The organism is Methylopila sp. 73B (genome assembly GCF_000526315.1).
GTDB lineage: Bacteria > Pseudomonadota > Alphaproteobacteria > Rhizobiales > Methylopilaceae > Methylopila.
In genome coordinates this window covers 4,267,501-4,288,398 of record NZ_JAFV01000001.1, presented here as the reverse complement: position 1 = coordinate 4,288,398, position 20,898 = coordinate 4,267,501, and the positions used below count along the sequence as shown (strand labels likewise).

General features: G+C 68.5%; 19 protein-coding genes (1 of these 19 only partly in view). 17 read left to right on the top strand and 2 right to left on the bottom strand.

The window, feature by feature from the left end; translation table 11 throughout:
• Nucleotides 1-7: 7 nt before the first annotated feature.
• The 14 genes from K244_RS0120655 (at nucleotide 8) to K244_RS0120590 (ending at nucleotide 13,436) form a co-directional block, all read left to right on the top strand.
• A complete protein-coding gene (locus K244_RS0120655) occupies nucleotides 8-1,351 on the top strand; it encodes an FMN-binding glutamate synthase family protein (protein WP_020188200.1) in 1,344 nt (447 codons plus the stop codon).
• A gap of 158 nt (nucleotides 1,352-1,509) precedes the next feature.
• Entirely contained in the window at nucleotides 1,510-2,796 is a 1,287-nt protein-coding gene (gene glnT / locus K244_RS0120650; protein WP_020188199.1) for a type III glutamate--ammonia ligase, read from the top strand.
• Nucleotides 2,797-3,003: 207 nt separating this feature from the next.
• Complete coding sequence (locus K244_RS0120645) at nucleotides 3,004-3,300, top strand: hypothetical protein (RefSeq protein WP_020188198.1); 297 nt, start codon at nucleotides 3,004-3,006, stop codon at nucleotides 3,298-3,300.
• Nucleotides 3,297-3,695: a hypothetical protein gene (locus K244_RS0120640; protein WP_020188197.1), complete on the top strand. Its 399-nt coding sequence runs from the start codon at nucleotides 3,297-3,299 to the stop codon at nucleotides 3,693-3,695. The genes K244_RS0120645 and K244_RS0120640 overlap by 4 nt, the downstream gene beginning before the upstream one ends.
• 40 nt (nucleotides 3,696-3,735) lie before the next feature.
• The gene (locus K244_RS24015) at nucleotides 3,736-3,906 is read left to right on the top strand and encodes a hypothetical protein (protein ID WP_197027190.1); all 171 of its coding nucleotides are present in this window, start codon (nucleotides 3,736-3,738) and stop codon (nucleotides 3,904-3,906) included.
• Nucleotides 3,906-5,333, top strand: a complete 1,428-nt coding sequence (locus tag K244_RS0120630; RefSeq protein ID WP_020188195.1) for an amino acid permease — start codon at nucleotides 3,906-3,908, stop codon at nucleotides 5,331-5,333. The genes K244_RS24015 and K244_RS0120630 overlap by 1 nt, the downstream gene beginning before the upstream one ends.
• Nucleotides 5,334-5,337: 4 nt before the next feature.
• Nucleotides 5,338-6,063: a hypothetical protein gene (locus K244_RS0120625; protein WP_020188194.1), complete on the top strand. Its 726-nt coding sequence runs from the start codon at nucleotides 5,338-5,340 to the stop codon at nucleotides 6,061-6,063.
• Nucleotides 6,008-6,346 carry a hypothetical protein gene (locus K244_RS0120620; protein ID WP_020188193.1) on the top strand — a complete coding sequence of 113 codons (339 nt, stop codon included), beginning with the start codon at nucleotides 6,008-6,010 and terminating at the stop codon, nucleotides 6,344-6,346. Before K244_RS0120625 ends, K244_RS0120620 begins: the two co-directional genes overlap by 56 nt.
• A gap of 307 nt (nucleotides 6,347-6,653) precedes the next feature.
• Nucleotides 6,654-8,279: an APC family permease gene (locus K244_RS0120615; RefSeq protein ID WP_020188192.1), complete on the top strand. Its 1,626-nt coding sequence runs from the start codon at nucleotides 6,654-6,656 to the stop codon at nucleotides 8,277-8,279.
• Between the two features lie 107 nt (nucleotides 8,280-8,386).
• A complete protein-coding gene (locus K244_RS0120610; RefSeq protein WP_020188191.1) occupies nucleotides 8,387-8,989 on the top strand; it encodes a dimethylamine monooxygenase subunit DmmA family protein in 603 nt (200 codons plus the stop codon).
• Nucleotides 8,986-9,948, top strand: a complete 963-nt coding sequence (locus K244_RS0120605; protein WP_020188190.1) for a PDR/VanB family oxidoreductase — start codon at nucleotides 8,986-8,988, stop codon at nucleotides 9,946-9,948. The genes K244_RS0120610 and K244_RS0120605 overlap by 4 nt, the downstream gene beginning before the upstream one ends.
• 207 nt (nucleotides 9,949-10,155) lie before the next feature.
• The gene (locus tag K244_RS0120600; RefSeq protein ID WP_020188189.1) at nucleotides 10,156-11,196 is read left to right on the top strand and encodes a DUF3445 domain-containing protein; all 1,041 of its coding nucleotides are present in this window, start codon (nucleotides 10,156-10,158) and stop codon (nucleotides 11,194-11,196) included.
• A 116-nt stretch (nucleotides 11,197-11,312) separates the two neighbouring features.
• Nucleotides 11,313-12,452: an aminomethyltransferase family protein gene (locus K244_RS0120595; protein ID WP_020188188.1), complete on the top strand. Its 1,140-nt coding sequence runs from the start codon at nucleotides 11,313-11,315 to the stop codon at nucleotides 12,450-12,452.
• Nucleotides 12,453-12,602: 150 nt separating this feature from the next.
• Complete coding sequence (locus K244_RS0120590; RefSeq protein ID WP_020188187.1) at nucleotides 12,603-13,436, top strand: TorF family putative porin; 834 nt, start codon at nucleotides 12,603-12,605, stop codon at nucleotides 13,434-13,436.
• Nucleotides 13,437-13,588: 152 nt separating this feature from the next.
• Here the strand turns inward: K244_RS0120590 and K244_RS0120585 are convergent, their stop codons facing one another.
• Nucleotides 13,589-15,937 (bottom strand): PAS domain S-box protein, encoded by a 2,349-nt coding sequence (locus K244_RS0120585; protein WP_020188186.1) that lies wholly within the window; start codon nucleotides 15,935-15,937, stop codon nucleotides 13,589-13,591.
• A gap of 203 nt (nucleotides 15,938-16,140) precedes the next feature.
• Between K244_RS0120585 and K244_RS0120580 the strand changes: the two genes are divergently transcribed.
• From K244_RS0120580 to K244_RS0120570, 3 genes are read left to right on the top strand one after another with little or no spacing between them, the layout of a single operon-like run.
• Nucleotides 16,141-16,659, top strand: a complete 519-nt coding sequence (locus K244_RS0120580) for a 2Fe-2S iron-sulfur cluster-binding protein (RefSeq protein ID WP_024816655.1) — start codon at nucleotides 16,141-16,143, stop codon at nucleotides 16,657-16,659.
• Entirely contained in the window at nucleotides 16,656-17,672 is a 1,017-nt protein-coding gene (locus K244_RS0120575) for a xanthine dehydrogenase family protein subunit M (RefSeq protein WP_020188184.1), read from the top strand. Before K244_RS0120580 ends, K244_RS0120575 begins: the two co-directional genes overlap by 4 nt.
• Nucleotides 17,673-17,686: 14 nt before the next feature.
• Nucleotides 17,687-19,918 (top strand): xanthine dehydrogenase family protein molybdopterin-binding subunit, encoded by a 2,232-nt coding sequence (locus K244_RS0120570; RefSeq protein WP_020188183.1) that lies wholly within the window; start codon nucleotides 17,687-17,689, stop codon nucleotides 19,916-19,918.
• Between the two features lie 37 nt (nucleotides 19,919-19,955).
• Here K244_RS0120570 and K244_RS0120565 read toward each other — a convergent pair whose 3' ends face one another.
• A protein-coding gene (locus tag K244_RS0120565) for a CYTH and CHAD domain-containing protein (RefSeq protein WP_020188182.1) crosses the window boundary here: on the bottom strand, nucleotides 19,956-20,898 show its 3' portion. Its footprint extends 626 nt past the window's final position; 943 of the gene's 1,569 nt are visible here — the last part of the coding sequence; the start codon falls outside the window, past its right edge; it ends in the stop codon at nucleotides 19,956-19,958.

The window sequence follows — 20,898 nt, the reverse complement described above, 5'->3', positions numbered from 1 at the left end:
GACGACGATGAACGAGCACGTCAAGGGCCCCGGCGCCCCGCGCACCCTCCCCCGCGAGAGCGCGACCTTCGACGCCTACACCCTCTCCGAGATCCGCCGCGCCGCGGCGACCGGCATCTACGACATCCGCGGCGCCGGCGCGAAGCGCAAGCTGCCCCACTTCGACGACCTGCTGTTCCTCGGCGCGTCGATGTCGCGCTACCCGCTCGAGGGCTACCGCGAGAAGTGCGGCACCGGCGTCGTGCTGGGCGACCGCTTCGCCAAGAAGCCGATCGAGCTCAAGATCCCGATCACCATCGCCGGCATGAGCTTTGGCTCGCTGTCGGGTCCGGCCAAGGAAGCGCTTGGCCGCGGCGCCTCCGCGATGGGCACCTCCACCACCACCGGCGACGGCGGCATGACGCCCGAGGAGCGCGGGCACTCGACCAAGCTGGTCTACCAGTACCTGCCCTCGCGCTATGGCATGAACCCGGACGACCTGCGCAAGGCGGACGCGATCGAGGTCGTGGTCGGCCAGGGCGCGAAGCCCGGCGGCGGCGGCATGCTGCTCGGCCAGAAGATTTCCCCGCGGGTCGCCAAGATGCGCACCCTGCCGGAAGGCATCGACCAGCGCTCGGCCTGCCGTCACCCCGACTGGACCGGCCCGGACGACCTTGAGATCAAGATCGAGGAGCTGCGCGAGATCACCGACTGGGAGAAGCCGATCTACGTGAAGGTCGGCGCGGCGCGGCCCTACTACGACACCGCGCTCGCGGTGAAGTCCGGCGCCGACGTCGTGGTCGTCGACGGCATGCAGGGCGGCACCGCCGCCACGCAGGAGGTCTTCATCGAGAACGTCGGCATCCCGACGCTCGCCGCAGTCCATCAGGCCGTGAAGGCGCTGCAGGATCTCGGTATGCATCGGAAGGTGCAGCTGATCGTTTCCGGCGGCATCCGCAACGGCGCCGACGTCGCGAAGGCGCTGGCGCTGGGCGCCGACGCGGTCGCGATCGGCACCGCGGCTCTGGTCGCGCTCGGCGACAACGATCCGCGCTGGGAGAGCGAGTACGAGGCGCTCGGGACCAAGGCCGGCGCCTACGACGACTGGCACGAGGGCCGGGACCCCGCGGGCATCACTACCCAGGACCCGGAGCTGATGAAGCGTCTCGATCCGGAGATCGCGGGCCGCCGGCTCGCGAACTACCTCTCGGTCATGACGCTCGAGGCGCAGACCATCGCCCGCGCCTGCGGCAAGAGCCACGTCCACAACCTCGAGCCCGAAGATCTCGTGGCGCTGACGATCGAGGCGGCCGCCATGGCGAACGTCCCGCTCGCCGGCACGAACTGGATCCCCGGCAAGACCGGGTTCTGAACGACGAAGAACAGAAGGTCCGCCGACGTCCCCCGGAGGGCCTTCCTTCCTCCGGAACGCGGCCGGCGCCTCGCCAATGGGTTGGAACGCCGAAGGAGAGAGCCGTGAACATTGAGGTTAGACCCCAAAAAGGGGCGATCGAGGGGACTGCAGTGGCGATGGATCTTTCCGAAACCGCGCGCGAACGCGGCATCAAATACTTCCTCATTTCCTACACCGACCTGTTCGGCGCGCAGCGCGCCAAGCTGGTCCCCGCCGCCGCGATCGGCGACATGCAGAAGGCGGGCGCCGGCTTCGCGGGCTTCGCCACCTGGCTCGACATGAGCCCGTCGGATTCCGATCTGTTCGCGAAGCCCGATCCGGACAGCTTGATCCAGCTGCCGTGGAAGCCGGAGGTCGGCTGGCTCGCCGCCGATCTGTGGATGGACGGCAAGGAAGTCGATCAAGCTCCGCGCAACCTCCTGAAGCGCCTGATCGCCCGGTCTGGTTACCAGATGAAATCGGGCATCGAGCCCGAGATGTTCCTGGTCAACGCAGACGGCACCCGGATCTCGGACCCTGCCGACACCGCCGAAAAGCCCTGCTACGACCAGCAGGCCCTGATGCGGCGTTACGACGTGATCACGGAAATCTGCGACGCGATGCTCCAGCTCGGCTGGGCCCCCTACCAGAACGACCACGAGGACGCGAACGGCCAGTTCGAGATGAACTGGAATTACGGTCCGGCGCTGCAGACCGCCGACCAGCACGCGTTCTACAAGTTCATGGCGAAGTCGATCGCCGAGAAGCACGGCCTGCGCGCCACCTTCATGCCGAAGCCGTTCCTGAACCTCACCGGCTCGGGCTGCCACGCCCACGTGTCGCTGTGGGACGGCGGGAAGAACCTGTTCGCGGACCCGGCGGGGGAGCTCGGCGTCAGCCAGCTCGGCTACCACTTCATCGGCGGCCTGATGCACAACACCGACGCGATCTGCGCGCTGACCAACCCGACCGTGAACTCGTACAAGCGCATCAACGCTCCCCGGACGACGTCGGGCGCGACCTGGGCGCCGAACTCGATCACCTACACGGGCAACAACCGCACCCACATGATCCGAATCCCGGATGCGGGCCGGTTCGAGTTTCGTCTGGGCGACGGCGCGGCCAACCCCTACCTCCTGCAGGCCGCGATCCTGGCGGCCGGTCTCGACGGCATCGAGAACAAGCGCGACCCGGGCAAGCGCCTCGACATCAACATGTACACGGACGGCCACACGGTCACGGACTGCAAGAAGCTGCCGCTCAATCTGCTCGACGCAATCCGGACGTTCGAGTCCTCGCCCGCCACGAAGGCGATGTTCGGCGAGGAGTTCGTCACCGCCTACGCCAAGCTGAAGAATCAGGAGTGGAACAACTACACGCGCCACCTGACGCAGTGGGAGCGGGACAACACGCTGGATTGCTGAGCTCCTTCCCCCGGAGAGCCTGAGAAAGCGCTGGAGCCGCAAGGTTCCGGCGCTTTTTTCGTTGCGGCGAAAGCAGAGGGCGGCCGCGGTCCGAATTGACGCGATGCACAACAGTTAGGCGATTGACGGCGCGGATTTAGTCAGTACGTTTCTCTTTAAGACTAAAAATATCTCCGCAGGAAAAAACTGCGGTTGGGGAGAACGTCTATGACGGAGCAAGACCCCCGCGTCCGAACCATGTTCGGGCGCGACCGAGCGGCTGCGTGGATCGCCGTCGCTTTTGTCTGGGCCACCTACGCCTTCGTGTTCTGGCGCATGACCGACGCCTTCGCCGACACTGGCCTCACGGCGGTCATGGCGGCGCTGGCCGGCGTCGTCCTGTTCCTCAACACCGCGGCCGTGCTGGCGCTGCTGCGGCACTACGAGGAGGACAAGGCGGCGATCTACGGCGCCGACATCTACTACCTCGACCGGATCGCCGCCGAGCGGAGGGCCGCCCGATGAGCCGCCCTCCCTACGAGCCGCCGGCCCAGTCGGTGTTCGGCCAGATCGTCGACGCGGTGCTGATGCTCGGCCTGGTGGTCGTCACGCTCTACCTGCCGCTGCTGCTCGGCCTCGCCGGAAGCGGCGCGACCACCAAGGCCTACGACAATCCAAGCTGGGAGACGCTCGGGCAGAACCCGACCATGGCGGCGCAGTGGGAAAAGCTCGGCTTCACGCCGGACAGCGCCGCCGCGATCATCGGCGCCCGGTTCGACTACAGCGTCTCCTGGATGGCCTTCGCCGTCACCGCGCTGGTGATCGTCGTCTACTTCGTCGCGATGCTCCGCTGGTCCGACAAGGAATACCGCGAGGTCATCGCGGAGCGCTTCGACGACGGAGAGCGTCCGTCCTCCTAAAGCCGACCCGCCTTTTATCCCCCTATCGATGGAGCGCCGGATGCTGACGATCCTGAACCTCGGCGCCTGGGCGGTCTCGGCCGTCCTCGCGCTCTGGATGGCCTGGGACATGTTCAAGACGAACCGATCCTACGGCGAGGACTACCTCACCTCCTCCGCGGAGGGCGACATCATCGACGCCGAGATGGCGGAAACGGCGGCGAGGACCTGATGACCGACATCAGCCACCCGATCGCCGGCGTCGCCGGCGCGACGTCCGCCGCGCCCGCCCCCCGCCGCGTCGCCCTGAAACGCGTGCTCGGCCCCGCTCACGTCTGGGGGCTCGGCGTCGGCATCGTGCTCGTCGGCGAGTTCATGGGCTGGAACTTCGCGGTCGGCAAAGGCGGCGCGATCGCGGCGCTCACCGCCTGCTGGCTCGCCGGAATCCTCTACACCTGCGTCGCGATGATCGACAGCGAGATCACCTCGACGGTCGCCGCCGCCGGCGGCCAGTACGCCCAGGCCAAGCACATCATCGGCCCGCTCGCCGCCTTCAACGTCGGGCTTTACCTCGTCATGGCCTACACCATGCTGGAGGTCTCGAACGCCATCGTCACCGGCGACCTGATCGAGGCCTTCTCCCACAACATGGGCCTCGTGGGCGACGTCGACAAACGCGCCTTCATGGTGCTGACGATCGTCTTCCTGTCGTGGCTGAACTACCGCGGCGTGCTGGCGACGCTGACGCTGAACCTCGTCATCACCGCCGTCGCCTTCGCCGCCATCGTGACGCTGTTCGTCTACGCCCAGCCCTGGGCGCCCGGCGAGACGCTGAAGCACGACGAGTTGCTCACCGGACTGCCCTACGGCGGCCTCGGCATTCTCGCGGCGATGCACTTCGGGCTGTGGTTCTACCTCGGCATCGAGGGCACCACGCAGGCGGCGGAAGAGGTGCGCTCGCCCGCCCGCGCCCTGCCGCTCGGCACGCTCACCGGCATCATGACGCTGCTGATCGCGGCGACGCTGACCTGGTACGTCGGTACGGGCTTGATGCCCTGGGAGTACCTCGGCCAGGCGGTAACGCCGCTTTACGACGCGGCCCGCCTCACCGGTAGCGCGCCGCTCGAGATCTTCCTGTTCTTCGGCACGCTGTTCGCGACCGTCGCCTCCGCCAACGGTTGCGTGAACGACGCCTCCCGCGCGTGGTTCGCCATGGGCCGCGACCGCTACATGCCGGTGTGGTTCGGGGCGGTGCATCCCACCTACCGCACCCCCTACCGCGCGATCGTGTTCTTCGCCCCGATCGCGATCCTGTTCGCGATCTCCACGCCGCTCGACCAGACGATCACCTTCTCGATCCTGTCCGGCCTGCTCGGCTACACCACCATGGCGCTCAGCATCGTGATGTTCCGCCGCAAGTGGCCGCTGGGCTCCATCCCCCGCGGCTTCGTGCACCCGCTGCATCCGCTGCCCGCCGTGCTGCTTCTGTTGCTGTGCTCCGTCACCTACGCCGCGGTCTTCCTCGGCTACGGCACGCAGCTGCTGGCGATGATGGCGTTCTACATCGCGGCCTCGGCCTGGTTCGTCCTGCACCGCTACAAGTATGTCCGGCGGGGCGACCAGTTCACCATGGCCTGGCCCAAGCCGAGGGGGTATTGAGCCCATGGCGAGCGCCGCGCTCCTCGCCCTGGCGCTGAGCGTCGTCGCCCTGGCCGCGCTCTCCCTGCGGCGTGCGGGCCGCGCCGAGGCGCTTCGGCGCGCAGGGCGGCTGGACGCCTGCGCCGATCTGCTCGACGGCGGCGTCCGCTCCCTCGACGCCGCGGGCGACCCCGTGCTGAGAGGCCGCTACGGCGGCGCGGAGGCCGCCCTGCGGGTCTTCGCCGAGCAACTCGCCTTCCGCCGCTTGCCGCAGCTCTGGCTCGCGGCGACGGTGCGCGCGGACCTCTCCACCTCCGCGACGCTCGACCTCGTCCGCCGGCCGACCGGCGCCGAGTTTTTCTCGGGCGGCTTGGCCCTGCCCCATCGCCATGCGCCGCCCGCCGGCTGGCCCCAGGACACCCGGGTCTGCGGCTCGGCCGACGCCGGCCTCCTGCTCGCCGCGCTGTCCGAGCGCCTCGCGGCGCCGCTTGCGGACCCACGGCTGAAATCCATCCTCATCACGCCCCGCGGCGTGCGGGTGGTCCGGCAGGCGGCGCAGGGGAGCCGGGGCGCCTACCTGCTGTTCCGCGACATGCGCTTTCCCGTGGCGAGCGTCACGCGACACGACGCGGCCGCCGCCCTCGACCTCGCCCGACAGATCGCCGCCGCCCCGGCGCCAGCCACGAGAGACCCTCATGACCGCGATCCACTCGACGTCCGCGCTCCGGTCGACGCCGTCCGCGCCGCGTGATCCACGCCTCGTCCTGCTCGTCGGGGCGCTGCTGCCCGGCTTCGGGCATGTCCTGATCGGGCGCGCGGCGCGCGGGCTCGGATTCGCGCTGTTCACGATCCTGCTGGGCTGGCTGACGGCGCGGTTCGCAAGTCCCGACGCCTCGATCATCGGCCGCCACGCAGGCGGATTCTTCGTCTGGGCGCTGTCGCTTCCGGACGTCTACCGCGCCGCCCGCCTGGATTTCGAGCGCTCCCGACGGGGCGTTTCCGACGCCGGCGCCGGCCGAGACGCGCCCGCCTAGTTTTTCCTCATGGGAAAAACTTTTGACAACAATCTGCAGACCTGCATGATCCCCCACCGAGGTCGCGCGACGTTTGCGCGAAGGACGTCCGCGAGGACGAAGGGACCTTCGATGTTTGCTGCCTGGCCCGCCAGCCGCATGCTGCACGACGCCGGAGCGCACAGCGCCGGCGCCCGCCCCGCGACCTCATCGGCCTGCTCCGCGAGAACGCATCGCCGCGCCGGGAACGCTCCCGCCGACGGCCGCCGCGGAGCGCGCCTGAACGTCCGGCCGACCGGCCGCACGGTTTCTGGAACGGGGAAGAGCAATGAGCATCGCAGCGGCGGATACGCCGGTCTCGGCCAACGACACGCACCAGCTTAGACGCAACATTTCATGGACAGGCGCCTTCTGGGTGGCGAGCGGCGTGCCGCCGCTGGTCCTGTTCTCGATCGGCGGCATCGCCGGCACCACCGGCACGCCCGCCTTCGCCATCTGGGCGGCGTCCATGATGATGGGCTTCCTGCAGTCCTTCGTGTACGCGGAGATCGCGGGCCTGTTCCCGAACAAGTCCGGCGGCGCCTCGATCTACGGCGCGGCGGCCTGGGTGCGGTACGCCAAGCCGATCGCGCCGCTTTCGGTGTGGTGCAACTGGTTCGCATGGTCGCCGGTGCTGTCGCTCGGCTGCTCGATCGCCGCGGGCTACATCCTCACCGCCGTCGCGCCTGACGCGACCTCCGCGATCCGCACCTGGACGCTCGTCTCCGGCACGCTCGGCCCGGTCTCGTTCTCGCTGAACTCCGCGTTCTTCATCGGCGCGGCCCTGATGCTCGGCACCTTCGCCGTGCAGCACCGCGGCATCCTGGGCACCGCCCGGGTGCAGAAGGTGGTCGGCGTTCTGGTGATCGTGCCGCTCGTCATCGTCGGCGTCGCGCCGCTGCTGCAGCACGGGGTGAACTGGTCGAACTTCCAGCCCTTCGTGCCGCTGGCGGAGGCCTACAAGCCGGAGCCCGGCGCGTGGAACATCCCGGGCTGGACGCTGGTGCTGGGCGGCATGTTCATCGCGGCCTGGTCGACCTACGGCTTCGAGACTGCGATCTGCTACACGAGCGAGTTCAAGGATCCCGCCCGCGACACGTTCAAGGCGATCTTCTTCTCCGGCCTGCTCTGCATCGCCGTGTTCGTGATCGTGCCCTTCACCTTCCAGAGCGAGCTCGGCCTCACCGGCATGCTCGAGACCCCGATCGTCGACGGCTCGGGCGTCGCGTCGGCGCTCGCGCACATGGTCGGCGGCGGGCCGATCATCGAGAACGCGCTGGTCATGCTCATGATCCTCGCGCTGATGCTCTGCCTGATGACCGCGATGGCGGGCTCGTCGCGCACGCTCTACCAGGGCTCGGTCGACGGCTGGCTGCCGAAGTACCTCTCCTACGTGAACCACCACGGCGCCCCGACCAACGCCATGTGGACCGACCTCGCCTTCAACCTGGTCCTGCTCGCGATCGCCTGCGCCGACGCCACCTCGTTCTTCTTCATCCTGGCGGTGTCGAACTGCGGCTACATCATCTTTAACTTCCTGAACCTGAACTCCGGCTGGATCCACCGCATCGACAGCGGCCACATCCCGCGGCCCTACAAGGCGCCGACCTTCATCATCGCCCTCGGCGCCGTGTTCGCCTTCGTCAACGCCGTCTTCATGGGCGCGGGCGCCAAGGTCTGGAACCCCAACGCGCTGTGGGCCGGCCTGATCACGGCGGCCTTCATCATCCCGGTGTTCTTCTTCCGGCACTACGTGCAGGACAAGGGCAAGTTCCCGGCGAAGATGCTCGAGGACCTGCAGGTCGGCGGCGAGATCGGCGCCAAGATGCCCAAGAAGGCGGGCATGCTGCCGTATCTCACGCTGCTGGCGGGCGTCGCGACGGTGCTGATCGCGAACGCGGTGTTCCAGTTCTGACGCGCTCGCCCGAGCCCGGAGCGACATCGCTCCGGGCTCGGGCCTCGCCGGACCGCGGACGTTTCCGCGGACCGTCCTGAAGATCTCTCGACGCTGGTTCCGAAGACATGCTGGTTTCCAACATCAAGAGCCGTCCGGTCTATGGAGGCCTGAAGGTGGACGTTGCGGCGCGCCGCCATCTGGTCGCCGCGGAGGGCGAAGGCGCGCTTGCGGTGATCGACGCCTTCGGGGCCCACCCCGAGGCGCTCGCCCGCACCACGCTGCTTTACGCAGCTGGCGGATCGGCCGGCGAAGACCACGCCGCACGGCTCGCGGCGTTCAGGCCCGACGACCTTTTCGTCATGCCATCGCAGCCCACGCTGATTACCCGCCTGAACGTAATCCTGAACACCGCGACCATGGGCACGCGCCTCTACGCCGCCGGCGTCGAGGGCTTCATCGGCTCGGTCGTCGCGGCCGGCATGGCGCACGGCGTCGACCAGGCGTCGATCCGCACCGAACACCGCGGCTCGCTCGCCCGCCGGGTGCAGTGCGTCCACTGCAAGGGAATGACCGAGAACGTGACCGTGTCGCCCGTCACCTGCAGCCATTGCGGCATTCCGCTGCTCGTCCGCGACCACTATTCGCGCCGGCTCGGGGCCTTCCAGGGCGTCTCGATCGACGCGGAGACGCCGGGCGACGTGCCCCCGGCCGAGGAGCTCTACGCATGAGCGGCGGGGTGGAAATCGGCGTCCGCGTGGTCTCGATCGAGCAGGCGACGCCGACGGTGAAGCGCTTCAGCCTCGCCGCGCGCGACAGGTCGCCCCTGCCGGTCTTCTCCGCCGGCTCCCATGTGGTCGTCGCGATGGACGCGGACGACCGGCGCATCAAGAACCCCTACTCGCTGATCGACCGCTCGGCCGACGGCTCGACCTACCGCATCGGCGTGCTGCGCACCCCGCAGTCGCGCGGCGGCTCGGTCTTCATGCACGACCGGGTGGAGGTCGGCTCCGAGCTGACGATCACCATGCCGGTCAACCTGTTCCCGCTGAACCGCACCGGCCGGAAGCACCTGCTGATCGCAGGCGGCATCGGCGTCACGCCGATCTACGCCATGGCGGAGGAGCTCGCGCGCCAGAGCTTCGCTTACGAGATCCACTACGCCATGCGCGACGCCGCCCATGGCGCCTTCGCCGACGAGCTGGTCGCGCGCCACGGCGACAAGGTTCGGCTCTACCGCGACGACTGCCAGGAAGTGATCGCGGTCGACCGCATCCTCCCCCACCAGCCGCTCGGCACGCATCTCTACGTCTGCGGGCCCGAGGGCATGATCGACGCGATCCTCAAGGGCGGCCGCGCGGCCGGCTGGCCGGAGGAGAACCTTCACGCCGAGCGCTTCCTCGCCCCTCCCGGCGGGTCGCCTTTCGCGCTCACGCTCGCGAAGGCCGGCATCACCACCGAGGTGCGCAGCGATCAGAGCCTGCTCGAGGCGATCGAGGCGGCTGGCGTCGACGCGCCCTTCCTGTGCCGCGGCGGCGCTTGCGGACAGTGCGAAACGACCGTCGTCTCCTGCGACGGCGAGCTCGTCCACAACGACCACTTCCTCTCGGACGAGGAGAAGGCGTCGGGGACGAAGATCATGACCTGCGTGTCGCGGCTGAAGGGCCGCGAGCTGGTGCTGGACCTGTGAGCGCCTTTCAGCAAGCGCAGGCCTTCACCTCTCCCCTGTGGGGAGAGGTCGGCGCGCGAGCGCCGGGTGAGGGGGCGCTGCGCTTCTATGGAACGGACTCTCCCCCTCACACGCTCGGCTTCGCGTCGCCACCTCTCCCCTGTGGGGAGACGTGGAAAGCGCGGCGTTTCGCTTGTCATCCGAAGACCTGAAGGCCGGAGGCCGCCGATGACCATCCAGTTCAAGAACGAGACCTTCCGCGACGACTTCACCTTCTCGAACAGCCCGGAGGCGATCCAGCGCTTTCCGTTCCCGTTCGACAAGGACGAGTACATGTACGCCGTCAACATCGAGCAGCACATGCCGGGGCCGGCGAAGTCGACCACCGAGTTCCCGATCGACATCGACGAGCATTACGTCTCGGAGATGCGCGACCGGGCGCTGGTGCTGAAGGAGGATCCGCTGCGCTGCCAGGCGCTGCCGCACATGCTGACGGCGGAATGGGACCTCGTCGAGCTGCTGATGGAGCAGATGTCGAAGCACTATCCCGAGCATTTCTCGCTGACCCGGGACGGCGACAAATGGCGTTGGGTCAACCGCCCGCTCGGGATCGACCAGCACTTCACCTTCGGCGACACCGCGACCCTGCCCTACCCGCCGATGGAGTACGTCACCCGCCAGTGCCAGGGCGACTTCGCCCTGATCGACCAGCGTAACGACATGCTCTGGATGGACGCGGGCATGATCACCACCCAGGCCGACTGGTCGCTCGATTTTGACATCGGCATGAGCTGGACGGAATGGCACGGGCCGGTGCCGCTCGCCCACGAGATGGGCGTCATGGACCGGGCGCTGAAGTTCATGCTGAACCTTCAGCAGGGACGGCCGGTGCGCCGCCTGAACTGGACGATGACCATCAATCCGCGGCTCGACACCAGCCCCGAGAATTACCACAAGTGGGGCATCGACCGGACGACGGTGACGCCCGAGAACGTGGGCGACAAGGTTCATCTACGGGTCGAGCTTCAGGCGCTGTGGCGCCTGCCCCGCTCGAACGCGATCGTGTTCTCGATCCGCGCCTACATGATCAAGATGGAGGAGCTGGTGACCGTCCCGAAGTGGGGCCGGCGCCTGCACCGCGTGCTGCGCGATCTTCGCCCCGAACTCGCCGACTACAAGGGCCTGACCCGCTTCCGCGACATGACGGTCGACTACCTCGCGCGCCACGACGACGGCGCTCCGACCTCGCCGGGCTTCTTCCCGGACTGACCCGCCCCGCGCCGCGCGCGGCGCCCATCACATCCCGGCTTTCTCGACCCGGGCGACCCGCCCGGTCGCCCCAGGGGCCGCTCGAGCCTCGTCATCCACCGGAAGGAACCGCCGCCATGGCCACCACCGCTGAAGACTTCCCGCGCAAGAACGCGCTGTTCTCCCGCCATCGCGACCTGGGCTCGCCGCTCGACAGCGACTGGAACGGCATGCCGATCCCTCAGAACTACGCGACCGACCCCTACGAGGAGGTCACGATCGTGCGCTCCAAGGCCGGGCTGTTCGACGTCTCCGGTCTGCGGATGATCAACGTCTCGGGACCCGACGCCGTGAAGGTCCTGAATCACATGCTCACGTCGGACATCGACGCGCTGGCGCCGGGCCAGTCGGCGATCTCCAACATCGTCAATGCGGACGGAGCGCTGATCGACGACGTGCTGGTCTACCGCGACGGGCCGGACGCCTACCGGCTGAGCCACGGCGGCGGCGCGCTGGAAGAGGTCATCGACGGGTTCTTCGAGGGCTCGGACGCGAGCTGGGAGAAGGACGACGACGTCCACATCCTGTCGCTGCAGGGCCCGCTCGCGCTCGAGATCCTCGACCCGCACACGCCGTTCGATCTCAAGACGCTCAAGTATTTCGAGCACGCCAGGACTGAACTGTTCGGCAAGCGCGTGTCGCTCGCCCGCGGCGGCTACTCGGCTGAGCGCGGCTACGAGGTGTTCTGCTCCGCCGCCGACGCCCCGATTCTTTGGGACGCGATCATGGAGGCCGGCAAGCCCCACGGCGTGTGCGCGGCGTCGTGGTCATGCCTCGACATCGTGCGGGTCGAGGGCGGGTTGCTGTTCTTCCCGTTCGACATGCCGCAGGGCGACACGACCCCGTGGGAGGTCGGCGCGGACTGGACCGTCGACCTGAGCAAGGCGGACTTCCATGGCAAAGCCGCTCTTGCCGCAAAAAAAGGCACGGAGCGGGTCGCACAGGTCGGACTGGAGATCGACGCCCATGAAGCGATCGAACCAGGAGCTAAGATCTGCAAAGATGGCGCGGAAGTAGGCATCGTTAACAGCACCACTTACAGTAAGCATCTGATGAAATCGATCGCGCTCGGCCACGTCGCACCAGAACTGAAGGCGCTTGGAACGCTTCTGACTGTGAAGTCGTCGCTTGGCGAATTCCCGGCCCACGTGGTCCGGACGCCGTTCTACGACCCTCATCGGCTGCGCACCCACCCGCTCGACGAGCGGGTTGCGTGACGACGTCTTACCGTCGCCATAGCTGTGGCGGAAAAGCATCTACCGGGTGACCGTCGCGCCAAAGCACAAAAATGGGGCTCGACTTAACGTCGGGCCTCCCCGATTTTGACTGCAACGAACTGAGGTTCCTTGCGGTTCTGGGGAAGAGTTATGAAGACTGTCACGGGGTTTGCTCTCACGACGCTGCTTTCGGCCACGGCCGGCCTGTCGGCGATGTCCGTCGCGTCGGCGGCCGACCTCGCCGCTCCCGAGGCGATGGTGATCGAGTCGGCCCCGTCGCCGATCGACGTCGCCTTCGGCGTCAAGTTCACCACGGACTACGTGTTCCGCGGCGTGACGCAGAGCAAGGGCGACCCGGCGGTCCAGGGCTACGCCGAGCTGCAGGCCTTTGATTGGGTCTACGCCGGCATCTGGTCGTCGAGCGTCAACGGCTTCGCGACCGACCCGGCCGCTGAGGTCGACATCTACGGCGGCCTGCGCCACACCTGGGACGCCTTTACCCTCGACGTCGGCGGCCTGTACTATTACTACCCCGGCGAAGACACCCCCGGCCCGCTCAAGCAGCTGGACTACTGGGAGATCTACGCCAAGCCGAGCTACGCTTTTGGCAACTTCGGCTCGATTACCGGCAACGTCTACTGGACCAGCGATTTCGTGAACACCGGTTCCGACGCGCTGTATCTGTCGGCCATCGGCAAGGTCAATATCCCGCTCGACACCATTCCGGACGTCGGTTTCTACGTGTCTGGCGAATTTGGCAAGCAGTGGATCGACCGCTCGCGCGGCTTCGCTCTTGCGGAAGACTACCTGACGTGGAACCTCGGCGTCGGCGCGACCTACAAGGCCGCGACCATCGAGTTCCGCTATTCCGACAGCGATCTGTCTCGCAACGAGTGCGCCAATAACAACGGCGCCCGCTGGGTTTGCGGCGACCGTTACATGGTCAGCCTCTCGTTCGACACCGCCTTCAGCAAGCTGAAGTGATCGGCGCCGCCTGACGGCGGCCCTTTCGAAGCGACCACGCCGCGCTCCCCAGGAGCGCGGCGTTTTCGTTTGGCGCGTTGGAGACATAGCGTTGACGGCGACGACCTCTGCTCCGCGGCCGCCGACGTGCGGTCACGCGCCGGCCTCGAAGGTCAGCTCTGGTCCTGCAGGCGCTCCAGCGGCACGTCGAGCGTGCACACCACGCCGGTCGGCGCGTAGTCCAGCCGCACGGCGCCGTCGAGCTGGCTCGCCAGACCGCGCTCCAGAAGCCGGACGCCGAACCCCTTTCGGGTCGGCGGCCCGACTTCGGGCCCGCCGCTTTCCTCCCACACGAGGCGGACGCTCTGGCGCCCTGGAGCGCCGGCGAGCGCCCACTTGATCGAGACCACGCCCTCGGGCGCGGACAGCGCTCCGTACTTCGCCGCGTTGGTGCCGAGTTCGTGCATCATCAGCACAAGCGGCAGAGCGGCCTTCTGGCCCACCAGCACCGCGGGCCCGTCGACCGTAAGGCGTTCCGGGCCGTCGAGATGATTCTTGAGAGCCTCGACGACCACCGCCTCCAGAGGCGCGGCCGACACCGCCCCGCCAAGCAGCACGTCGTGGGCGCGCCCGAGCGCAACCAGCCGGCCCTCGAGAACCCGGCTCGCGCCTTCGAGCGTGCTCGCGCCCCGCATGGTCTGCGACGCGATTGCCTGGACCAACGCCAGCAGGTTCTTCATGCGGTGGCTGAGCTCCTGGTTCAGGATCCTCTGCCGCTCTTCCGACAAGGCGCGCGCGGCCGCCGCCGCGGCTTGGTCGGCGGCCATCCGCACGAAAGCCACCGCTCCCGCGGTCCAGTCGCGCGGATCGGCGGCGTGGAGGAAGAACACCGAGACGAGACTGCCGCGCTCGCGGATCGGGACGTGCAGCATCGCGCGGATGCCGATCGCGGCATAGGCCGCGGCATGGTCCGCGGTGCGTGGATCAGCGGCGACGTCCGAGACCGCGAAGGCGTCGTCATGGTCGAGCGCGTCTGCGAGATCGCCGAACCGATCGAGCGCGTGCACGCCCACGCCGCTTTCGAGATCGTCCGCCCGCCAGTCCGCCTTGATTTCGACCTCCGCCCGGCGGGGATCGACCGCGCCGAAGCTCACCCGCGACAGACCGAGCGTGCGCCCGACGACCTCGCAGGCGACGCCGGCGATCACGCGCTCGTCGCGTTGGTCGCGCATGCGGACGCCGAGTTCGGCCAGCGCGGCCTTGCAGGCCTTCTCCTCGCGCTCGGCGGTCACGTCCTCGATCATCGCCGTGGTCTGGATGCTTCCGCCCGCGAGCCGGCGGGAAACGAGGTTCACCCGCGCCCAGATGATCCGGCCGTCGCCGCGACGATAGCGCTTCTCGAGCAGCACGGTCATCAGTTCGCCGCGCGCCAGCCGTCCATGCAGGTCCCTGCGCGCGCCGTCGTCCTCGTCGGGCGTCCAGCGGGCCACAGACTGGCCAAGAATCTCCTCCTTGCTCGCGCCCCAGATCTCGCAGAGCTTGTCGTTCACCCGAAGCGCCCGGGCGGACACCGGGTCGAGCTGCACGATGCCGACGTTCGCGCCCTCAAACACGGCGCGGAACTGCTCCTCCGCCTCGGCCCGCTCGGTGAGGTCGAGCATCGCGCCGATCGCCCGGACGGCCGCGCCGTGCGCGTCGCGCACCGCCGTGCCCCGGTCGAGCACCATCGCGTAGGTGCCGTCCGCGCGGCGAAAACGGTACTCGCTGCGCCATTCCGCGCCCTTGGGGCCGAGAAAGGCCTGAAAGTCCGCGCTGACGCGGTCCCGGTCGTCGGGATGGATGTGGTTCATCCACCACGCGCCCGTCGGCTCGACGTCCTCCAGCCGGTGGCCGTAGGCCGAGGTCAGGGCCTCGTTCCAGATCACCTGATCGGCGAGCAGATCCCAGTCCCAGATCGCATCGTGAGTGACGTGGCCCACGAGGTGATAGCGGCGGAAGGCCTCGTCTCCGCTTGCGATCGCGCGTCGCAGAGCGAGTTGAGCTTCGACCTGGCGACCCAGCGCCTTCAGGATCCTTTCCTGCCCCGGCGTCACGCCCTCGGGCCTCGGCTTGACGTCGAGAACGCACAGCGTTCCGAGCGCATGCCCCTCGGGGCTGCGCAGCACCGCGCCGGCGTAGAACCGCAGGCGGGGATCGTCGACGACCAGGCGGTTCGCGCGCGTGCGCGGGTCCTGCGTAAGATCGGGGATCACCAGCGTCTCGCGCTCGCTCAGGGCGTGCGCGCAGACCGACCGGTCGATCGGGGTCTCCGCCGCGTCCAGACCGATCCGGGCTTTGAACCACTGCCGGTCGCCGCCGACGAAGCTCACGAGCGCCATCGGCGCGCCCAGCGCTTCGGCGGCGATGGCGACGAGGTCGTCGAATCCCTTCTCGGGCGGCGTGTCGAGAATGGCGTAGCTCGCCAGCGCGGCCAGCCGGTCGGGATCGGCGACGTCCGCTGGGTCAGGAACGCGGTCGGGCATAGGTCCTGGAGAACTCGTCGGAGGGCGCCGGGCTTCGCGCGAAACCGGTCGCCGCACGATAGCCGACCGTCGGTGAGCCGCAAACAGCATTTGCCGCGTCCGCGGACCTACGCCGATTACGGTTGCTCGGGAACCGCGCCGCGCTTCGAATTGTTTCAGTTCCAAATCCGAGCGCCGCAGCGCCGCTTTGCCAGGAGCCTCCGATGGGAACTGAACGGCCGACAGCCGCTGAACCTCACGCTGTGTCCATCGCGCTCACCGTCAACGGCGTCGAACGCAGGCTGGATGTTCCGCCCTCGGTGACCCTTCTCGATCTCCTGAGGGAAAGGCTCGACCTCACAGGGTCGAAGAAGGGCTGCGACCAGGGCCAGTGCGGGGCCTGCACGGTGCTCGTTAACGGGCGACGCGTGAACGCCTGCCTCCAGCTCGCGGTGATGAACGACGGCGCCGAGATCACCACGATCGAAGGCGTCGGCCAGCCGGATGCCCTGCATCCGCTGCAGGAAGCCTTCATCGCCCACGACGCCTTCCAGTGCGGCTACTGCACTCCGGGCCAGATTTGCTCGGCCATCGGCATGATGAGCGAAGGCCACGCGAAGACCGAGGCGGAGATCCGGGAGCTGATGAGCGGCAACCTCTGTCGCTGCGGCGCCTACGGGAACATCGTCGACGCGATTGAGGACGTGATGGGCCGAAGCGCCTTCAAGGAGGCCGCGGAATGATGAACTTCAGCTACACCCGCGCCGAGACCGTGGCCGACGCCATCGCGGCCGTCGCCCGCGACCCTGCGGCCCGCTTCATCGCAGGCGGCACCAATCTCGTCGACCTGATGAAGTACGACGTGATGAAGCCTGAGAAGCTGGTGGACATCACGCGTCTGCCGCTGCGGGAGATCGAGGCGACGAACGCCGGCGGCCTGCGGATCGGCGCGCTGGTTCCGAACTCCGACCTCGCCTATGACGCGCGCATCCAGCGCGACTATCCGTTGCTCGCCAGCGCGATCCTGGCCGGCGCGTCCGCCCAATTGCGCAATGCGGCGACAACCGGCGGCAACCTGCTTCAGCGCACCCGGTGTTACTACTTTTACGACGTCGCGACGCCCTGCAACAAGCGCGAGCCCGGCTCCGGCTGCGCCGCGAAGACTGGAGTGAACCGCGTGAACGCGATCCTCGGGACGAGCGAGGCGTGCATCGCGACCCATCCCTCCGACATGTGCGTCGCGCTGGCGGCACTGGAGGCGAGCGTCCACGTCGAAGGTCCGAACGGCTCCCGCGTCGTCCCCTTCGCCGCGTTTCATCGCTTGCCCGGCGACGCCCCGCAGAACGACAACACCCTGGCCCACGGCGAGATGGTCGTCGCCGTCGAACTGCCGAGGCCCCGGTTCGGGCGGAACCACACCTATCTGAAGCTCCGCGACAGGCTGTCCTACGCCTTCGCCCTGGTGTCGGTCGCCGCCGCTCTGGAAATGGACGGCGACGTGATCGTCGACGCCCGCATCGCCCTCGGCGGCGTCGCGCATAAGCCCTGGCGCGTGACCGACGCGGAAATCCTGCTGAAGGGGAAACCGGCGACGCCGGACAGCTTCGGCGCGGCGGCGGACGCGATCCTGGCCGGCGCGAAGGGGTATGGCGGCAACGACTTCAAGATCGAGCTTGCGCGCCGGGCCGTCGTTCGCGCTCTCGCGCAAGCCGCGTCGGGCGAACCGCAGGTTCAGTCAGACAAGACCGTGAACTGAGGGAAGATCAGCTCATGTCCAACGTCCATCCCTATGTCGGCCGCGCGAAGTCGCGCGTCGACGGCCCCCTCAAGGTCTCCGGTCTCGCGCGTTACGTGGCTGAGTTCACGGCCCCCGACCTCGCCTACGCCGCCGCCGTTCCGAGCGCGATCGCCAAAGGTCGCGTCACGTCGCTCGACGTCTCCGCGGCGCTCGCCGCGCCGGGCGTGATCGAGGTGCTGAGCCACGACAACAAGCTCGCCTTCCCCGAGGACGACGAGCCGTTCAAGAACGACATGGCGGCCGTGCCGGGAAGCCCGTTCCGTCCCTTCCGGGACGACCGCGTCCACTACAGCGGCCAGGCGATCGCGCTCGTGGTGGCGGACACCCATGAGAAAGCCCGCCATGCGGCGACTCTGGTCAAGGCGACCTACGCCGCCGAAACGCCAAACGTCGACGTGGCGGCGGCGGCGAACCACTACCATCCGCCGGAGCCCCGCGACGGCATTCCGCCCACGCCGGAGCCGCGCGGCGACGCCGCCGGAGCCTTCGCCGCGGCGCCGATCCAGGTGAGCGCGCACTACCGGGTCGTGGCGGAACACCACAACCCGATGGAGCTGCAGGCGACGACGGTGGTCTGGGAGGGCGACGGCGGCCTGCTTGTGCACAACAAGACGCAGGGCGTCGCGAACCCGAAGAACTACATCTGCTCCGTGTTCGGGCTCGATGAGGAGAAGGTGCGCGTCGTCTCGCCGTTCGTCGGCGGCGCCTTCGGCATGGCGCTCCGCCCACACTACGATGTCTTCCTTGCCGTGATGGCCAGCCTGAAGCTCGAGCGCTCGGTCCGACTGGTGCTGACGCGCTGCCAGATGTTCACGATGGGCTGGCGGCCGGACTGCCTGCAGACGGTGTCGTTCGGCGCGGACGGCGAGGGGCGGCTGACGTCGATCCAGCACCACGCGATCCAGGCGACCTCGCACTACGAGGACTACCAGGAAGCGATCGTGAACTGGTCGGGCTTCCTCTACGACTGCGACAACGTCGCGCTGAAGTACGAACTCGGGAAGATCGACACCCCGACCCCGTCCGACATGCGCGCGCCGGGCGCCACCACAGGCGTTTTCGCGCTGGAGTGCGCGATGGACGAACTGGCCTATGCGGCGAAGGTCGACCCGGTCGAGCTCAGGCTGATGAACTACTCCGACCGCGACAAGAACGACGACAAGCCGTTTTCATCCAAGGAACTGCGCGAGGCCTACCGACTGGGCGCCGAGCGCTTCGGCTGGTCGAAGCGCTCGCCCGAGCCGCGCTCGATGCGGGAAGGCCGCGAGCTGATCGGCTACGGCATGGCGACCGGCTGTTGGGAAGCGATGACGATGCCGCACAAGGCGCGCGCCACGCTCACCGCGGACGGCAAGCTCGAGGTCGCCTGCGCGACCGCCGACATCGGCACCGGGACCTACACCATCCTCGCGCAGATCGGCGCCGACGCGCTCGGCCTCGACATCGCGGACGTGACGTCCAAGGTGGGCGACACCGCGCTGCCGATGGCGCCGGTCGAAGGCGGCTCCTGGGCCGCAGCGTCGGCCGGCTCCGCGGTCAAGAGCGCCTGCGACACGCTGAAGGAAGAGTTGCTCAAGCACGCGCGCGGGATCGACGGTTCTCCCCTCGCCAACGCGGCGCTGGGCCACGTCGTCTTCGGCAACGGGCGCATCGCGCTCGCTTCCGACCCCTCGAAGGCGGTGTCGCTCGCCGAAATCCTGAAGGGCGCCGGTCTCGAGACGCTGGACGCCGACGGCGGCTTCGAGCCGGATAAGGATTTCGCCAAGACCTACGCCGGCTACACCCACGCCGCGTGTTTCGTCGAAGTGCGCGTCGACGAAGACCTAGGCGTTGTGCGCCTCGCCCGCGTGGTCAGCGCGGTGGCCGCGGGCAAGATCCTGAACCCGCTCACCGCCCGGAGCCAGATCCTCGGCGGCGTGGTGATGGGCTGTGGCATGGCGCTTCACGAGGAGACGCTGTGGGACAAGGCCCTCGGCCGCGTGATGAACGCCAACTTGGGCGAATATCACGTGCCGGCGCACGCCGACATTCCCGACATCGACGTGGTCTTCGTCGACGAGGAGGACGGCAGCAACCCGCTTGGGGTCAAGGGACTGGGCGAAATCGGGATCGTGGGAACGGCGGCCGCGGTCGCGAACGCCATCTTCCACGCCACCGGCAAGCGCGTGCGCGAACTGCCGATCACGATCGACAAGTTGCTCTGATCGTCGACGCGGAGCGCGGCTGGATCGTCGCGCTCCGTCACTCCCAGAAGATCTTCGCGTCCCGCAGTTTCCGTAGGCGCCGGTCGGCATCCGCCAACGGCGCGTGCGCGCGGCCGTCGGTCGATCCCGCGATCACTCCGGCGGCGAGCCCGAGCGCGGCCTCCCCGCGGTTCACCGCGTCGTGTCCGATGCGGAGCGCAAGAGGGCCCGCGGTCGCGATGTCGTTCAGCGCCCCGAGCGTATCCAGCAGCTTCTTCAGACGCCGGTCGAAGCGCTCGAACCGGCGCTCGGTCCGGGCGTTCCGCTGGTAGAGCGGCGCGAAGAAGCCGGCGGCGTAGCGCAGGGCCTTGGCCTCGATGCGGGCGTCGTGGCGTTTTTCCGGGCTCAACCGCACCAACCCCTTGGCCTTCTTCTCGAACTTCGCGAAACGGGCCGCGAGCACCTCCGCCGCGAAGGCCTCGATCGCCGTCCCGCGGACCGCCGCGGTCTCGGGCGCCGTCCGCCAAGCGCCGATCGCCATCCACTCCGCGAGATCGAACAGGGCCGCGCGCGCGCGCGGCGACCGCAGCGCCTCGAGCGCGACCGCGTAGGCCTCCGTTCGCGCAGTTTCGACCTCGGCCGCGAGCGGGCCTACGTCGACATGCCGTCCGGCGCCGTCGAGCGCGCTTTCGGCGAACACGTCGAGATCCCGCGCGGCGCCCAGCGCCTGCCCGAGCCATTTGATCTCGCCCGCAACCACAGGAAGCCGCGCGTCGGACAGCGCCGGCCGGAAAATCTTCAGCGCCGAGCGCAGCCGCCGCAGCCCGACCCGCGCCTGGTGCACCGCCTTGTCGTCGCCGCCGGCGAGCAGCGCGTCTTCGTTGCGCCGGAACTGCCGGACGCACTCGGCGAGCACCGCGACCGCCGCCGTCGCGACGTCCATGTCGGCCCTGACCGGCGACGGCCCCGCCGACACGGCGCCCGGGGACTCCGCCTCGGCT

Coding starts and splice junctions, on each gene's coding strand:
- K244_RS0120615 (WP_020188192.1), top strand. CDS start 6,654: ATGAGCATCGCAGCGGCGGATACGCCGGTCTCGGCCAACGACACGCAC.
- K244_RS0120625 (WP_020188194.1), top strand. CDS start 5,338: ATGGCGAGCGCCGCGCTCCTCGCCCTGGCGCTGAGCGTCGTCGCCCTG.
- K244_RS0120580 (WP_024816655.1), top strand. CDS start 16,141: ATGGGAACTGAACGGCCGACAGCCGCTGAACCTCACGCTGTGTCCATC.
- K244_RS0120655 (WP_020188200.1), top strand. CDS start 8: ATGAACGAGCACGTCAAGGGCCCCGGCGCCCCGCGCACCCTCCCCCGC.
- glnT (WP_020188199.1), top strand. CDS start 1,510: ATGGATCTTTCCGAAACCGCGCGCGAACGCGGCATCAAATACTTCCTC.
- K244_RS0120595 (WP_020188188.1), top strand. CDS start 11,313: ATGGCCACCACCGCTGAAGACTTCCCGCGCAAGAACGCGCTGTTCTCC.
- K244_RS0120630 (WP_020188195.1), top strand. CDS start 3,906: ATGACCGACATCAGCCACCCGATCGCCGGCGTCGCCGGCGCGACGTCC.
- K244_RS0120610 (WP_020188191.1), top strand. CDS start 8,387: ATGCTGGTTTCCAACATCAAGAGCCGTCCGGTCTATGGAGGCCTGAAG.
- K244_RS0120590 (WP_020188187.1), top strand. CDS start 12,603: ATGAAGACTGTCACGGGGTTTGCTCTCACGACGCTGCTTTCGGCCACG.
- K244_RS0120600 (WP_020188189.1), top strand. CDS start 10,156: ATGACCATCCAGTTCAAGAACGAGACCTTCCGCGACGACTTCACCTTC.
- K244_RS0120620 (WP_020188193.1), top strand. CDS start 6,008: ATGACCGCGATCCACTCGACGTCCGCGCTCCGGTCGACGCCGTCCGCG.
- K244_RS24015 (WP_197027190.1), top strand. CDS start 3,736: ATGCTGACGATCCTGAACCTCGGCGCCTGGGCGGTCTCGGCCGTCCTC.
- K244_RS0120605 (WP_020188190.1), top strand. CDS start 8,986: ATGAGCGGCGGGGTGGAAATCGGCGTCCGCGTGGTCTCGATCGAGCAG.
- K244_RS0120640 (WP_020188197.1), top strand. CDS start 3,297: ATGAGCCGCCCTCCCTACGAGCCGCCGGCCCAGTCGGTGTTCGGCCAG.
- K244_RS0120585 (WP_020188186.1), bottom strand. CDS start 15,937: ATGCCCGACCGCGTTCCTGACCCAGCGGACGTCGCCGATCCCGACCGG.
- K244_RS0120645 (WP_020188198.1), top strand. CDS start 3,004: ATGACGGAGCAAGACCCCCGCGTCCGAACCATGTTCGGGCGCGACCGA.
- K244_RS0120570 (WP_020188183.1), top strand. CDS start 17,687: ATGTCCAACGTCCATCCCTATGTCGGCCGCGCGAAGTCGCGCGTCGAC.
- K244_RS0120575 (WP_020188184.1), top strand. CDS start 16,656: ATGATGAACTTCAGCTACACCCGCGCCGAGACCGTGGCCGACGCCATC.